Here is a 15,076-nt window from a genome sequence, read left to right on the forward strand (position 1 = left end):
CCCCTAGACCCCTCCTGCGCGGCCGGATCTCTCAAGGGGATCCGGCCTCYTTTTCAGGAGAAGCCTGAGGACCTACTTCGCCGCGCTGGCGGCGCGGAGGGCGATCTCTTCGCGCTTGGCCGCCAGGCTTTCGCGGGTGCGCTCGATGGCCTCGAGTTCGGCGGTCAGCAGCAGGTTCTCGATCAGTCCGCCCAGGTGGGCCTGCATCGCGCCGCGCGCCGCCTTGGGGTCTCGGGTGCGCAAGGCCTCGATGATCTCCTGGTGCTCGTCCTTTAGCGGCCGCTTGCGCACGTGCCGGGCCTTTTCCAGCATCTGCATGCACAGGCGCGAGCGGTAGCGCAGGTCCCAGGTGTTCTCGACGATCCGCACTACGGCGGTGTTGCGGGTGGCCTGGGCGATGGTGATGTGGAACTGGCGGTCGGCCAGCTCGCTCTGCTCCTTGGTCGACTCCTCGCTGTTCATCTCGGTGACCAGGGCCTCGAGATAGGCCAGCTCCTCGTCCGTGATCAGGGTGGCGGCCAGGGCGGCGGCCTCGCCCTCGAACAGGCGGCGAGCCTCGGCCTGCTCGAAGGCCCCGATGTCGAGGTCCTTCACCGGCGGTGGCGGCTGGTCCAGGCGGACATAGACGCCCGAGCCCTGGCGGGCCTCGAGCAGCCCGCGCATTTCCAGCGCGATCACCGCGCGGCGCACCGTGGGACGGCTGACGCCGAACTCGTCGGCCAGGTCGCGCTCGGACGGCAGTCGCTGGCCGGGCTGAAAGGTCCCGCTGGCGATCGACGCGCTGATCGAGGCGGCCACCTGCTGGTAGAGCCTGGTGGACTCCGTGGAAGGCGGGTTCGACAATGGGGTCGACATGAAAAGCGGCCGTGGTCAGGCGCCAGGGTCGGCGCGTCCCAAAGGACTAGCGCGCGTCCCGCCCGGTCACAAGCGCTCGCGGTCGAGTGGCCTTACCAAGACGATCCGCCAAGGCGGCTCACTAAGGCGGCGGGCGACCGGAGGGTAAGGACTCCGGCCGCCATCGTCGTCCGCCCCGGGAGGAGGTCGGCGCAAGATACGCAGCGCCTGTGGTCGACGAGCAAGCGATTGAACGGAGTTGGAGGCTCCATTCCGTCGCGCTCTGTACCCTAGCGAAATTGGTTAGGCGTGCAAAGCAAAATGGCCTGACCAATCCAGCCAAATTCGAGCGACTTGTACAACCACCTTGGAAGCGCTCTCAAACCTGGACATCGACCACGACGCCGGCATCGGACCAATTTCTGCGGATGTCGGCGTCCGTCTTGTCCGGGCCGTGCGGCCTATCACTGTCGTGCGTCGCGTCCCGATCCTTCGCGTTGATGCCATACGGCCCACCCTTGGGGTGGGCCGGGTCGATGTGCTTCTTGGCGTAGTCGACATCCGTGCAGTTCTTGCACGAGAAGCCGTTGACGGTGACCGGCTGCGGGTAGTCCCCATTGATGGCCATCGTCCGCTCCCTAGATCGGCGCCGATACGCGCCTGCAGGATCATTCGAACGATGGCCTCTTCTGGTTACAGTCCCGTTCCATTTTTCTAGGCCGCCTGGCGCAACCCCCATGGATGGGCAGGATAGAACTGCGCCATCATCCGGCCGACATAGTCCACCAGGCGCGGATAGCTCTCGGCCTCGCGCCGCAGCGGCGAGTCGAAGAACGGGGTCATGATCGCCGCCAGCATGGCGAAGGCCGTGGCGTCGACGCCGACCGGATGGCTGTCGCGCATCAGATAGGCCTTGTCCTCCAGTAGCTCGTCGAGGGAACGCAGCGACAGGCTGCCCAGCCACACGACCTCCTCGCGCAGGTGCCGGCCGACGCCGACGGCCCGGACATTGGTCGCCACCGCTTCCAGAAGCCCCTTGCGCAGATCGCCGCGCAGGTGTTCCGGCGCCTGGTCGAACCAGCGGCCCGGCCCCTTGGCGAAGTTGGCCGGTTCCAGGAAGCGGAAGTAGCTGGACACCCAACCCAGCTGGTTCTCGATCATCCGCTCGATCGCCCAGGCCTGGGCGCGCTCCTTGCCGGTCAGGCCGGTATCCAGGTCGACATCGTATTTCTGCTCGATGTGGGCGCGGATGAAGGTGGAGTCGCCGATCGCCTGGGCGGCGTCTTCGATCCACGGCAATTGGCCCTTGGGCGCGGTCTCGCGGCTGCCCTTGGTCTTCTTGTACTTCAGGCCCGCCATCATCAGCTGGACTTCGGTCTTGGTTACATAGGGGCTGATCTCGGGCAGCCCGAACCCCGCCCCGGCGGCGAATAGCGTGATCATCATCCCTCTCCATCCCGAATGTCGTGGTGACGACTTGCTACCGCCAGGCTACTGCCAGCATGCTGTCAGCAACGATCGTGGATAGTGAAGCCCATGAGACGCGCCGAACGCCTTTTCCAGATCATCCAGATCCTGCGCCGCAGCCGCGCGCCGGTGACGGCCGACGCCATCGCCGCCGAGCTCGAGACCTCCAAGCGCAGCGTCTATCGCGACATCGCCGCCCTGGTCGGCCAGCGCGCGCCCATCCGCGGCGAGGCCGGGGTGGGCTATGTGTTGGAGGCCGGCTTCGACATGCCGCCCCTGATGCTGACCCCCGACGAGATCGAGGCGGCGGTTCTGGGCGCGCAATGGGTGGCGGGACGCGGCGACCCGGTGTTGGCCAAGGCCGCCAGCGACCTGATCAGCAAAATCGCCGCCGCCGTGCCCGACCGGCTGCGGCCTTATGTGCTGGAGCCCGCCATCGGCGCGGCCCCGGCCTGGAAGCCCGAGACCGACCGCATCGACGTCGCCCAGGTCCGGGCCTGGATCCACGCCGGCCGCAAGATCCGGCTGGACTACAGCGATGGGACCGGCGCGGTCAGCGCCCGGGTGATCTGGCCGGTCACCGTCGGTTATCGCGAGACGATCCGGATGATCATCGCCTGGTGCGAGCTGCGCCAGGCGTTCCGCAGCTTCCGCACCGATCGCGTGGTCGGGGCCGACTTTCTGGAAGAACGCCACGGCAAGCGGCCAGCGGTGCTGCGCGGCGAATGGATCAAGTTCCGCGACGCCGAGATCGCCGCCTGGAAGGCCAAGGAACGCGCCGACTGCGGCGCCGCCTAGATTCCGTGGCGCTTGGCGAAGGTCTCGAACAGGCTGGGCCAGGCCGCCACCGGCTTGTCGGTCACGAACCGCAGGCCAAAGCCATGGCCGCCTTCCTCGAACACGTGCAGCTCGGCCGGCACGGCCTTGGCCTTCAGCGCCGCGAACATGGCGAGCGCGTTCTCGACCGGCACGGTCCTGTCGTCGGCCGCGTGCACCTGGAACACGGGTGACAGGCCCTCGCGCACCTGTTTCTCGGGCGACAGCTCCAAGGCGCGCTCGGGCGAGGCGTTCGCCGTCAGCAACTGCTTGCGCGAACCGCCGTGGGCGATGGCCGGGTCCAGGCTGATCACCGGGTACATCAGGGCCGACAGGTTCGGCTTGGCCGGCAGTTGGTCGGCGGCGTCGACCGGATCATAGGTCGGGGCGTCGAACCGCACCGTCAGGTTGGCCGCCAGGTGGCCGCCCGCCGAGAAACCCATGATCGCCACCCGGTCGGCGGAGAAACCCATCTGCGCGGCCTTGGAGCGGATCAGGCGGATACCGCGCTGAGCGTCTTGCAGCGGCGCATCGCCGCCCGCCGCCCAGCCGTCGCCCGGCATCCGGTAGAACAGCACGAAGCAGGTATAGCCGCGCGCGTTCAGCCAACGGGCGGTCTCATAGCCTTCCTTGTCCAGCACGACCCGCTCATAGCCGCCGCCGGGGATCAGCATCACCGCCGCGCCATTCGGGGTCTTCGGACGGAAGACCGTCATCGTCGGCGTGCGGGTGTGGACCTGGGCCCGGTCCTTCAGGCCCTTGCCGTCGCCACGCTCGATGATCTTTTGTTCGACCGTGACGCCCTCCCCGCCCGGCGCGCCGTTCGGCCAGAGGGTGATGACCTCGATCGGGTCCGGCGGGGTGATCTGGGGCTTGTCCACGGGCGCGGCCTCCGCCTTGCGAGCCGCCAGCGCTCCCAGGACGCCGGTGACGAAAACGGACAGGGCGCCGCGGCGGTTCAGCATGGGATCGAGCCTTCTGACGGGATGTTGTCTGCGGACCCTAAATCCGCTTCGGGCGATTTGGAAACCGGTTTCCTAGCCTTCGGCGAAGCGCAGATGATGCAGCACGATACCGCTGGTCGTGGCGACGTTCAGCGAGTCGAAGCCGCCCGCCATCGGAATGCCGACGGTCCTGGCGCGGGCCATGACCTCGGGGGAGAGGCCCGGCCCTTCGGCGCCCAGCAGCACCGCCGTGCGCGGCGCGGGCGTCAGGCGGGCCAGGATCTCGGTCGCCGACGGGCTGAGCGCCAAGCCCTCGAAGCCCGTCGCCGCCAGCAGCTCGGCGATGTCCTCGCCGCGCTCCAGCCGCGCCGTGGGAACCGACAGCGCCGCGCCGACCGAGACGCGGATCGCCTTGCGGTACAGCGGATCACAGCAGTCGGCGTCGAGGATCACGGCGTCCGCGCCAAAGGCGGCGGCGTTGCGATAGATGCCGCCGATGTTGTCGTGATTGGCGATGCCGCACAGCACCAGCACCACCGCGCGCCCCGGCAGCTGGGCCAGAAGCTCGCGCGCCGCGACCGGTTCGGGCTTGCGACCGACGGCCAATACGCCGCGATGCAGGTGAAAGCCGGCGATGGCGTCCACGACCACTTGGTCGGCCAAATGGACCGGCGTGTCGTCCGGCAAGCCGGCGAACACCTCGGCCAGCTTGTCCTTGCGCTTGGGATCGATCAGCAGCGAGACCACCCGCTCGGGCGCGTCGCGGACGAAGGCTCGCAGCACCGTCTCGCCCTCGGCGATGAACAGGCCCTCGCGGCCGACAAGATCACGCTCCTTGATCGCCCGGAACGGCGCGACGGCGGGATCGTCGGGGTCGGTGACGACGCGAAACTGGGGCAAGGCGGCCTCTGAACGGGTTAGCGCACCCCTCGTATCGGCAGGATGGCCAGACCGCCAGCCAGGGCCAGCGCCGCGGCCATCAGGAAGAAGACGTGAAAGTTGAGATGGGTCGGTCCCAGGCTCCAGATCGCCAGGGCCGGCGCCAAGGCTTGCGGCAGGGTGTTGGCCAGATTGATCACGCCCAGGTCCTTGCCCGCGTCGCGCTGCGAGGGCAGCACCTGGGTGACCAGGGCGATATCGACCGCGCAGAAGCAGCCGGCCCCACACCCGAACACCACATAGGCCGCCACCAGAACCGGCCAGCTCGGCGACAACGAAAAGACGACCATGGACGCGGCGAGCACGACGGCCGCGCCGAAGGCGAACAGCTTCCGGCGCTGCAGCCGGTCGGACAGCATTCCGCCCAGCATGGCCAGGGCGACGTTGGAGATGGTGGAGACCGTCGTCAGGATCGCCAGTCCCTCCTCAGACCGATGGCCGGGGAACAGGCGTGGATAGTCCAGCACATCCTGCAGGAAGTAGAGCATGTAGCACTGGACCAGGCTCAGGGCGACCAGCACCATGAACCGTCCGACCCAGGCGAAGGCGAAGTCGGGATGCTTGCGCGGATCGACCCACAGTCCCGCGATGAACTCCATCAGGTGGAACGGCGGCACATTCTCCTTGGGCAGCGGTGGATCGCGCAGCCGGATCACGAACGGCGCCAGGCCCAGCAGCAGGGCGGCCGAGATCGTGGCGTAGCGCCAGCCTTCCGACACCAGGACCCCACCGATCAGGACCGCGCCGACCGCCGTGCCGATCGGATTGCCCAGGCTGAGGAACGCCGCGACCATGCCTTTTTGGTTGTCCGGCACCCGGTCGGGCATCACCGCGACCAGGGCCGAGAAACATAGGTTGAAGGTCAGCTGAAACAGGATCACGCCGCCGATCAGCTCCAGCGGCGTCTTGGCGCGCATGATGGCGAGGTAGGCCAGGGACGCGCCCACCGCGCCCACCACCATCCAGGGCCGACGGCGGCCGAAGCGCGAGGTCGTGCGGTCACTGATCGCGCCGGCGATCAGGTTGGCGATGCTGGCGACGATGGCGCCGTAGAAGGCGACCTGGCTCAGCACCACCGCCTTGCTGGCGTGGTCGATGGCCTCGGCCTTCAGGGGCAGCAGGACCTGCAGCAGCGGTTGGAACGAAACAAAGGCCCCGACTTGGGCCAGGGTATAGGCGGCGATGAAGTTCGCGCGCACCGGCATCTTGGGCCGCGCCCCGTCGTCAGGCCGCATCTCACCTCCCCAACGAGCATGGCCACCGCCATGCTCCAGATCCTTTGAACGGAGCCCGTTTTTTCCATTCCGAGGCTTTCACCGGAACTGGACAGGCTCCGCGCGGTCTTCGCGCCGCGTCGAAACGCGACAGTGGCCGCCCCTTCGGGGCTGCACAAGGGGGCGCTTACGGTTAAGCAGGGAGTTTCCTTCTGGAGCGGACAGGCTCTAGGTTGGGGGAATGGGCGTGACTCTAATGCAAGTCGGGACAGACTGATGGCTTCGGTGACGATCTACGACGTCGCCGCGCGGGCGGGCGTCTCGATCAAGACCGTCTCGCGGGTGATGAACAACGAGCCGAACGTTCGGCCCGCGATGCGCGAGCGTGTGCTCACCGCCGCTGGGGATCTCGGCTACAGTCCGAACCTGTCGGCGCGCAGCTTGGCCGGCTCACGCTCATTCGTGATCGCCGTCTTCGTCGACGCGGCCCTGACCATCGACCATTGGCAGAGCGAGCGCGGCGCCGACTATCTCAGCCGCATCCAGCTGGGCGCGACGCTGGAGTGCCGCGCCGCCGGCTACCACCTGCTGATCGAACTGATCGATCACGAGGGCCCACAGGTGCGCCAGGAAGTGGCCGCCCTGCTGGCCGCCCTGAAACCCGATGGCGTGATCCTGACTCCGCCCTCTTCCGACAATGAAGTGGTGCTGGAGCTCTTGGAAAAGGCCGGCACGCCCTATGTCCGCGTGGGGCCCGAGCGCACCTCCGGCCAGGGTCCGCGCGTGCACATGGACGACGTCGCCGCCGCCCGCGAGATGACCGAACACCTGGCCGACCTCGGCCACAAGCGCATCGGCTTCATCATCGGCGAGCCGCGCTACGGCGCCAGCCAGGCGCGGCGCGAGGGCTATCTGGAGGCCATGAAGACGCGCGGCCTGCCGGTGGCCGAGGGCCTGGTGCGCCAGGGCGACTTCACGTTCCAGTCGGGCCTGGAGCAGGCCAAGGCCCTGCTGGCCCTGCCCGACCGCCCGACGGCGATCTTCGCCAGCAACGACGACATGGCCCTGGGCTGCATCGCCGCGGTCGCGGAAGCCGGGTTGATGATCCCCGGCGACATTTCAGTGGCGGGCTTCGACGACAGCCCCAGCTCACGCTTCAGCCGGCCGCAGCTGACCACTGTGCGCCAGCCGGTGGCGGAGATGTCCTCGGTGGCGGCCAAGCTGCTGATCGCCCAGGCCAAGAGTAACGAGCCGCCCGAACGGCCGATCGATGAGCTCCTGCCCTTTGAACTGATCCACCGCGCCTCGACGGCGCCGCCGCCGCGCTAGATCTCCTCCTCATCCGGAAAACGGAGAGGTGTCGCGACGCGCAGCAGCGTGACGGAGGGGCGCTTGGCGACGGCGGAGGGACGCCCCCTCCGTCTCGTCGCGTATCCGCGCCGATCCACCTCCCCCGCTCCGCGAGGGAGGATGAAAAGATCGCCTTACCGCCCCGGGCGGGCGAAGGCCGCGACGCGGGCTCGAGCGGCGTGCACCGGGTTTTCCACGGGACGTTCTTGATAGCTCGACTGGAAGGTCTGGGTCTGCGGACGCGAGCCCAGGCGGAAGGCGCCGACGCGGTTCGACAGGTCCGCGGCCTCGACCCGCAGGGCGTGGGTCGCTTCGGTCGATCGCGAGACCATGGCGGCGTTGCGCTGGGTGACCTGGTCCAGCTGGTTGACGGCCGAATTGACCTGGCCCAGGGCCGTGGCCTGCTCGCTGGCCGAGGCGGCGATGGCGTTGACCAGCTCGTTGATGCCCTCGACCTTGTTGACGATGCCACGCAGGGACTCGCCGGTCTGGCCGACGAGGTCGACGCCCTCGCTGACCTGGCGGCTCGACTCGGTGATCAGCGACTTGATCTCGCGGGCCGCCTCGGCCGAGCGCTGGGCCAGCGCCCGCACTTCCTGGGCGACGACCGCGAAGCCTTTACCAGCATCCCCCGCCCGCGCGGCTTCGACGCCGGCGTTCAGGGCCAGCAAATTGGTCTGGAAGGCGATCTCGTCAATCATGCCCAGGATCTGGTTCACCTGCTGCGACTGGGCCTCGATCTTGGTCATGGCCTGGGCGGCGCGGGTGACGATCTGCCCCGAGCGCTCGGCTTCGGCCGACGCTTCGCCGACGCGAGAGGAGACCTCGCGAGCGCTCTTGGCGGTCTTGCCGACGGCCCCGGTCAGTTCCTCGACGGCGGCGGCCGTCTGTTCCAGCGTGGCGGCCTGCTGTTCGGTGCGTTGCGAGAGATCCTCAGCGCCGCGGGCGATCTCGTCGGCGCCCGCGCGAATGCCGCTGGCCGAGTGCTCGACCGCGCGCATCGCCTCGCCCAGGGCCCCGGCGGCGCGTTCGAAGTCGGTCTTCAGGCTCTGGAACTCAGGCGCAAGCTCGCCATCGACGCGGGCCGAGAGGTCACCGGCCGCGAGGCGCGCCAGGGCCTCGCCCACCGCCTTGACCGCCTGGACCTGGCGACGCTCGGCGGCTTCACGCTCGGCCTCCAGGGCGTCGCGCTCTTCCTGCAGCAGGGTCAGATAGCTGGAGATCGCCAGTTCCATGTCCAGGAACACGGCCTTGGTCAGGGCCGACAGACCGTCGGCCAGTTCGGCGTCGGACTTGGCGCCGTTGAACAGGCCCTTGGCGCGCTTGGCGACCACGGCGCGGATCAGCTCCTCGGCGACCAGGGCGTAGCCGCCGATGTACCATTGCGGCTCGAGCTCGGCCTCGACATGGGCGCGGCCGATCCGCTCGACGTCCCGGACATAGGTGTCGCCGTAGTCGGCTTGCGCGATCCGGCGCCAATGGGCGGCCTGGGCGCGCTCGGCGCCGGCCATGTGGCCCTCGTCGCGGAACTTGCCGCGCGTTTCGGGAAAGGCGCGGACCTGGCTGTAGAACTTGCCGAGGGCCGTGGAGATCTCGGCGTCGATCACCGGCTTGATCGCGCGCAGGGCCGAACGCGAGCGCTCGTCGAAGCGCATGAAGGCCATCCGCTGATCCAGCTTCGCGTGCGCGCTCATGCCTTCGGTACTCCGACTCGATGGTAAGGTTTGATTGACCACGTTCGTGACCGGAATCTGTTAACCAAGATTGAAGTTCGACACGATGCGCCGCGTGGCCGCACCACCGGTCAGGCCGCCCATTTTCGCAGGCCAYGGCCACGTTCTGGCCGTGAATAGAACCAAGCTAGGCCTTGGCGCGTTTTGGACTTGTCAGGTCCATGGCGGGGCTTGGATATAGTCGCGTAGAGACCCTCAAGGACTTCATGGCGCTTCCGGCGGACTTCACCTTGACCGAACAGGACGGCCGCTCGACGGCCGTGCTTTCGGGGGACTGGACCGCGCGAGGTCTGCTCGACGCCGGCCTGCGCCTGGCCCAGGCGCTTTCCAACCGGCGCGACCTGACGTTCGACCTGACGAACGTCAACCGCTGCGACACCGCCGGCGCTTACGCCATCCTGCGCGCGGCCGGCGATCGGCTGGACACCCAGCACGTCCAGGCCCGCCGCGAGGTGTCAYGCCTGCTGGAGCTGGTCGGCGCCGCCATCCAGGTCGAGCCCGAGCCCACCGTGCGGCCCGGCGGCTTTCACGCCTTGCTCGAGCGGATCGGCCACGGGGTCTTCGGCCTGTTCTCCGACGGCTACAGCACCATGGTGTTCCTGGGACACCTGCTGGTCGCCCTGGGACGCAGCTTCGCCGATCCCCGCCGGATCCGCTGGGCTCCGATCATTTCGCAGTGCGAGCGCGCGGGGCTGGACGCCATGCCGATCGTGGCGACCACCACCTTCTTCATCGGCGCGGTGGTGGCCCTGCTCGGCGCCAACATGCTCACCGACTTCGGCGCCCAGGTCTATTCGGTCGAGCTGATCGGCATCTCGGTGATGCGCGAGTTCAACATCCTGATCACCGCCATCCTGCTGGCCGGCCGGTCGGCCTCCAGCTTCGCGGCCGAGATCGGCTCGATGAAGATGAACCAGGAGATCGACGCCATGCAGGTCATGGGCGTGGATCCGTACGAAGCCCTGGTGCTGCCGAGGTTCGCCGCCCTGCTGTTCACGATCCCGCTGCTGACCTTCGTGGCCACCCTCGCCGGTCTGGCGGGAGGCATCCTGGTCGTGTGGATCGTGCTGGACCTGTCGCCGACCTTCTTCCTGCAGCGGATCATCGACTATGTCGGGGCCACCCACTTCTGGATCGGCCTGTCCAAGGCGCCCGTGATGGCGATGGTCATCGCCGCCATCGGCTGCCGCCAAGGCATGGAGGTCGGCAACGACGTTGAGTCCCTGGGTCGGCGCGTGACAGCGGCGGTGGTGCACGCCATCTTCGCCATCATCCTGATCGATGCGATCTTCGCCCTCGTCTATATGGAGCTGGACATATGACCAGCCCCGCCCCCCTGCCGCCGTCGATCGATCCGGCCGAGGCCGAGCGCTTTCCGATCGAGGTGCGAGGCCTGGTCTCGTCGTTCGGCGACAACCTCGTGCATGACGGCCTGGACCTGAAGGTCGAGCGCGGCGAGGTGCTGGGCGTGGTCGGCGGCTCGGGCACCGGCAAGTCGGTGCTGCTGAACACCATCATCGGCTTGAAGGCCCCCGACGGCGGCACGGTGCGACTGTTCGGCGGCGACATGCGCACGGCCTCGCGGCGGCGCTGGTCGTCGGTCGAGCGGCGCTGGGGCGTACTCTTCCAGCAGGGCGCGCTGTTCTCGAACCTGACCGTGCGCGAGAACGTCGCCGCGCCGCTGTTCGAGCACACCCGCCTGCCCCGGCGCGAGGTCGAGGAATTGGCTGAACTGAAGATCGCCATGGTCGGCCTGCCCGCCCGCGCCGCGACCTTGAAGCCCGCCGAGCTGTCGGGCGGCATGCGCAAGCGCGCCGGCCTGGCTCGAGCGTTGGCGATGGACCCTGAACTCCTGTTCCTGGACGAGCCCACGGCCGGCCTCGACCCGATCGCCGCCGAAGCCTTCGACGCGCTGATCAAGGACCTTTCCGACAGCCTGGATCTAACCGTCTTCATGATCACCCACGATCTGGACAGCCTCTACGCCATCACCGACCGCGTCGCCGTGCTGGCCGACGGGAAGGTCGTGGCCGTGGCGCCCGTGCGCGAGCTCGAGCGTTCGGATCATCCCTGGATCAAGCAATACTTCCTGGGCCCCCGGGGACGCGCCGCCGCGACCTCCGAGGATCCGGCCGAGGCGAGGACTGATTTCTGATGGAAAGAAACGCCAACTACGCCCTGGTCGGGGCCATTTCCCTGGCCCTGTTCATGGGCCTGGTGATCTTCGTGGTCTGGCTGGCCAAGCTCAGCTTCACGCGCGACTACGACCTCTACGACATCCTGTTCATCGGTCCGGTCCGCGGCCTCTCCGAAGGCGGCGAGGTCCACTTCAACGGCATCAAGGTCGGCGAGGTGTCGCGCATCGAACTGGACAAGAGCGACCCCAACCGGGTGATCGCCCGCGCCCGGGTCACCTCGGACGTGCCGATCAAGGTCGACAGCTACGCCACGCTGGAGCCGCAGGGCATCACCGGCGTCAACTACGTCCAGATCACCGCCGGCTCGCCGAACAAGGCGCTGCTGAAGGACACGGTCAAGAGCGGCAAGGTGCCGGTTCTGCGCAGCCAGCGCAGTGCGCTGTCCGACCTGCTGGAGGGCGGCGGTACGGTGCTGACGCGAACGATCGAGGCGCTGGACCGCGTCAACCGCGTGCTGTCCGACAAGAACATCAAGACCTTCAGCGCCTCGCTCAGCGACGTCCAGGCCGTGACCGCCGAGCTGCGGGAGCGCAAGGAGATCATCGCCGACGCCCAGAAGGCGCTGCAGAGCATCGATGCGACCGCCCAGTCGATCACCGAGCTCACCAAAAGCGCCAACGGCCTGGTCGACGGCGACGCCAAGCGCACGATGAAGGAGCTGGGCGACGCCGCCACCGAGCTGAAGGGCGCCGCCAAGGACGCCCGCGGCATGGTCTCCAAGCTGGAAGGCCCGACTAGCGACTTCGCCACCACCGGCCTGCCGCAGCTTTCGGCCGCCATCGTCACCCTGCAATCGGCCGCCGAGTCCCTGGACCGCCTGGTCGCCGATGTCGAACAGAACCCCCGAGGCGTGGTCGGCAAGCCGCCCGCCAAGGAAGTGGAGGTCAAGCCGTGAGCCCGATGATCCGCAACGCCTCCAGATTTCTGGCCGTCACGGCCCTGACCGTCAGTCTTTCCGGCTGCATCAGCGTCTTCCCGAAGGCCAAGCCGGCCGACCTCTACCGCTTCGGCGAGGCGAACGTCAGCGTGGCCAAGGGCCCGCCCGGCGCGATGTTCGGCGTGCTGAAGGCGCCGTCGGCGTTCACCCGCGCCGCCGCAGGCGACCGCATCCTGACCAGCACCGGCGGCCAGGTCGCCTATATCGCCGACGCGCGGTGGGTCTCGCCGGCCTTCATACTGTTCGAGGAGGCTGTCGCCCATTCGTTCGAGAACGATCCTGGGAGGGCTCGCCTGATCGGCCGCGGGGAAGTGGCCAAGGCCGACCTCGTGCTGCGGCTGGAAGTCCGCACCTTCGAGGCCGACTATGTCAACGGCCCCAAGGCCGCGCCCGAAATCGTGGTGCGGGTGCGGGGCGTACTGAACCGCAGCCAGGATCGCGCCCTGGTCGGCGACCAGGTGTTCGAGGCCCGCGTGAAGGCGGCCGACAACCGGGTCTCGGCCATCGTGCCGGCCTATGACCAGGCCGTCGCCAAGGTGCTGGGCGACGTCGTGGCCTGGGTCAACGCCGCCGGGCCGGGGATCAAGGGCTAGGGCGCATTCTCAAAACGCCTCCAGCGGCTCAGTCGCCGCGCCATAGCCGGCGTTCTCCTGGATCCGCAGCACCGGCCCGTCGATCCACGGCTCGACCGTGACCAGCTCGCGCGCCGCCGCTCGGGCGACGGCGTCGGCGGGACTGGCGCTTTCGGCCAGCAGCCGCAGGTTCATGCGGGTGGGAAAGATGACTTTGCGCGCGCCCGACGCCGCCAGATCCAGGGCCAGGTCCGGTGCGATCCATTCGGCGTCGACCGCCTCGTGGCCGTCGCAGATCGCTTGCTGGGCCAGGGGCGCGTGGGCGACGTAGAACCAGGTGTCGAACCGCTTGGACATCAGTTTGGGCGTGATCCAGCGGGCGAAGACGGTCAGGGCCGAGAGGTCCAGCTTCAGCCCCAGGTCCTCGACCACGTCGATGAAGGCGACCTTGTCCTCGGCCACCGCCGCCCGGACGTCCTTGGCCGCCTCGCCGGCGTAGAAGGCCCCGTCCCGGTCGCGCGCCAGCAGGATGCCGGCCTCCTCGTAGGCCTCGCGGATGGCGGCGATGCGCAAGGCCGCGTCGTCCTGGCCAAGCGTGTCGAAGCCGATCGCCAGCTCGCCCCAGCGCGGATTGCTGTCGCCCTGGTGGCTCTTGCCGCCGGGAAAGACCAGGGCCCCGGCCGCGAAGTCGATCTGGTGGTGGCGCTTGACCATCAGCACCTCGAACGCCGGCGCGTCACGAAGCAGAAGGATAGTGGCGGCGGGGCGGATCGCGCCCGGTGCGGGGTCGGACATCCGTCAAGTCTGGCGCCGGCGCGCGGCCTTGCCCAGGTTTCTTTCGAACGGCCGTTTGGCGGCGAACTCAGGCCGAAGCGGCGCGGCGCTTGTTCGAACTGCGGTCCATGCGCTCCAGCAGATACTCGCTGTCCTCGCGCGAGACAGCGTGCGGCGAGGTCAGGAAGCGCTGGATCATGTGCTCCTGGAAGCGTTCGCGATCGTGGGCGCGGCCGTCGAACTCCAGGCCGTGGAAGGCGTCGATCCCCGCACGGAACGCCGAAAGCAGGCGCGGCGGCAGGCCGGCGCGCTCGCAGATCGCCTTCAGGCCCAGGGGACCGGCGTCGTGGATCATCAGCCAGGTGCGGTGGTGCGGCACGCCGGCCAGTTCGGCCACGGCCCACTCGAAGAAGGTCATATGGCCATGGGCCAGGGCGCGCAGCAGCAATGACGGCGACAGCCGCCCCACGCCGTTCAAGTGCGCGACAAAGGCCTTGGGATCGGCGGCGCGGCCAGCCTGATCCACCAGATCGATCGTCGCCCGCTCCTTGGCGCCGACGATCAGCTCCAGGGTCCGTTCGGGCGACAGCGCGTGGTTGGACAGGATGTGGTCGCGCAGCTGGTCGCCGACCATGTCGATCAGGCGCTCGGACACCGCCAGCGGCAGGGCCGAGCGATAGGCGACGGCCTGCAGCACCTGTTCGGACTTGGCGAACCGATCCAGGGCCTTTTGCAGCGTCACTTCCGAGAAGCGGGCGTTGTCGTTGGCGCAGGCCGTGGCGACCACGTCCTCGCCCCCTTCCTCGACCAGCATCGAGGTGATGCGCGCCGACAGCTTCGGGCGCTTGGCCACCGCCATCTGGCGCAACGGGCCGCCCACGCGGACGATTTCGGCCAGGTCGGTGTCCGTGAACACCGGAGAGAAGCTGATGACCGGCAGGCTAACGCTCTCGACGTCGCGCGCCAGGCGGTTGGCGACGTCGGGCGGCAGGGCCGTGGAATTCTTGAGCGTGACGGCCAGGGCCCGACGAACCAGCTCGGCGGCGTCGGCCGCCATCACGCGCAGGATGTCGTGCGCGACCTGGCGCTCCTCCTCGGTGAGGACGGCGCGGTCGATGTTTCGACACAGCTTGTGCGCCGCAAGGGCGCGCTCGTCAGGCGTCGCGCCCTTCACGAGCATGCGGATGTCGGATTCTGTCAGTGCAGCGCGTGTCGTGGCCATGGTTCGCCCGCCCAACCCTATGCGAGGAGTCGCATCCTCGACGGTTAGGCTTAATGATTGTTTGAGCCAGGAAGCT

15 protein-coding genes are annotated in these 15,076 nt (G+C 68.4%); 6 read left to right on the forward strand and 9 right to left on the reverse strand.

The genetic code is table 11. The features are described from left to right. Positions 1-72: 72 nt before the first annotated feature. The 3 genes from AC1DSO_RS15910 to AC1DSO_RS15920 form a co-directional block, all read right to left on the reverse strand. Positions 73-855, reverse strand: coding sequence for a FadR/GntR family transcriptional regulator (locus AC1DSO_RS15910; RefSeq protein ID WP_477069746.1), 783 nt, complete (start codon positions 853-855; stop codon positions 73-75). Positions 856-1,213: 358 nt separating this feature from the next. Beyond that, a complete protein-coding gene (locus AC1DSO_RS15915; RefSeq protein ID WP_477069747.1) occupies positions 1,214-1,462 on the reverse strand; it encodes a hypothetical protein in 249 nt (82 codons plus the stop codon). An 86-nt stretch (positions 1,463-1,548) separates the two neighbouring features. After that, positions 1,549-2,277 (reverse strand): glutathione S-transferase family protein, encoded by a 729-nt coding sequence (locus tag AC1DSO_RS15920; protein ID WP_477069748.1) that lies wholly within the window; start codon positions 2,275-2,277, stop codon positions 1,549-1,551. 93 nt (positions 2,278-2,370) lie between these two features. Here AC1DSO_RS15920 and AC1DSO_RS15925 point away from each other — a divergent pair, with 93 nt between their 5' ends. Further along, on the forward strand, positions 2,371-3,099 hold the full coding sequence (locus AC1DSO_RS15925) for a helix-turn-helix transcriptional regulator (protein ID WP_477069749.1): 729 nt from the start codon (positions 2,371-2,373) through the stop codon (positions 3,097-3,099). Here AC1DSO_RS15925 and AC1DSO_RS15930 read toward each other — a convergent pair. From AC1DSO_RS15930 to AC1DSO_RS15940, 3 genes are all read right to left on the reverse strand, one after another. Further along, positions 3,096-4,082, reverse strand: a complete 987-nt coding sequence (locus AC1DSO_RS15930) for an alpha/beta hydrolase (RefSeq protein ID WP_477069750.1) — start codon at positions 4,080-4,082, stop codon at positions 3,096-3,098. The two genes, AC1DSO_RS15925 and AC1DSO_RS15930, sit on opposite strands and share 4 nt — an antisense overlap. A 72-nt stretch (positions 4,083-4,154) precedes the next feature. Then, a complete protein-coding gene (locus AC1DSO_RS15935; RefSeq protein WP_477069751.1) occupies positions 4,155-4,961 on the reverse strand; it encodes a TrmH family RNA methyltransferase in 807 nt (268 codons plus the stop codon). A gap of 17 nt (positions 4,962-4,978) precedes the next feature. Then, the gene (locus AC1DSO_RS15940) at positions 4,979-6,235 is read right to left on the reverse strand and encodes an MFS transporter (RefSeq protein ID WP_477069752.1); all 1,257 of its coding nucleotides are present in this window, start codon (positions 6,233-6,235) and stop codon (positions 4,979-4,981) included. 255 nt (positions 6,236-6,490) lie between these two features. Between AC1DSO_RS15940 and AC1DSO_RS15945 the strand changes: the two genes are divergently transcribed. After that, entirely contained in the window at positions 6,491-7,543 is a 1,053-nt protein-coding gene (locus AC1DSO_RS15945; RefSeq protein ID WP_477069753.1) for a LacI family DNA-binding transcriptional regulator, read from the forward strand. 155 nt (positions 7,544-7,698) lie between these two features. Here the strand turns inward: AC1DSO_RS15945 and AC1DSO_RS15950 are convergent, their stop codons facing one another. After that, entirely contained in the window at positions 7,699-9,258 is a 1,560-nt protein-coding gene (locus tag AC1DSO_RS15950) for a methyl-accepting chemotaxis protein (RefSeq protein WP_477069754.1), read from the reverse strand. A gap of 245 nt (positions 9,259-9,503) precedes the next feature. Between AC1DSO_RS15950 and AC1DSO_RS15955 the strand changes: the two genes are divergently transcribed. Genes AC1DSO_RS15955 through AC1DSO_RS15970 form a run of 4 tightly spaced genes read left to right on the forward strand, consistent with a single transcriptional unit; the run spans position 9,504 to position 13,025 of the window. After that, complete coding sequence (locus tag AC1DSO_RS15955; protein ID WP_477069755.1) at positions 9,504-10,619, forward strand: ABC transporter permease; 1,116 nt, start codon at positions 9,504-9,506, stop codon at positions 10,617-10,619. Next, positions 10,616-11,452 carry an ABC transporter ATP-binding protein gene (locus AC1DSO_RS15960; protein ID WP_477069756.1) on the forward strand — a complete coding sequence of 279 codons (837 nt, stop codon included), beginning with the start codon at positions 10,616-10,618 and terminating at the stop codon, positions 11,450-11,452. Before AC1DSO_RS15955 ends, AC1DSO_RS15960 begins: the two co-directional genes overlap by 4 nt. Further along, complete coding sequence (locus AC1DSO_RS15965) at positions 11,452-12,390, forward strand: MlaD family protein (protein ID WP_477069757.1); 939 nt, start codon at positions 11,452-11,454, stop codon at positions 12,388-12,390. Before AC1DSO_RS15960 ends, AC1DSO_RS15965 begins: the two co-directional genes overlap by 1 nt. Continuing rightward, positions 12,387-13,025, forward strand: a complete 639-nt coding sequence (locus tag AC1DSO_RS15970) for an ABC-type transport auxiliary lipoprotein family protein (RefSeq protein ID WP_477069758.1) — start codon at positions 12,387-12,389, stop codon at positions 13,023-13,025. The genes AC1DSO_RS15965 and AC1DSO_RS15970 overlap by 4 nt, the downstream gene beginning before the upstream one ends. A gap of 9 nt (positions 13,026-13,034) precedes the next feature. Here AC1DSO_RS15970 and AC1DSO_RS15975 read toward each other — a convergent pair whose 3' ends face one another. Both AC1DSO_RS15975 and spbR read right to left on the reverse strand, forming a co-directional pair. After that, positions 13,035-13,799 carry an NUDIX hydrolase gene (locus AC1DSO_RS15975; RefSeq protein WP_477069759.1) on the reverse strand — a complete coding sequence of 255 codons (765 nt, stop codon included), beginning with the start codon at positions 13,797-13,799 and terminating at the stop codon, positions 13,035-13,037. A gap of 67 nt (positions 13,800-13,866) precedes the next feature. After that, positions 13,867-15,000: a SpbR family protein gene (gene spbR / locus AC1DSO_RS15980; protein WP_477069760.1), complete on the reverse strand. Its 1,134-nt coding sequence runs from the start codon at positions 14,998-15,000 to the stop codon at positions 13,867-13,869. Positions 15,001-15,076: the final 76 nt, after the last annotated feature.

Source organism: Caulobacter sp. P4_E5 (assembly GCF_056401555.1).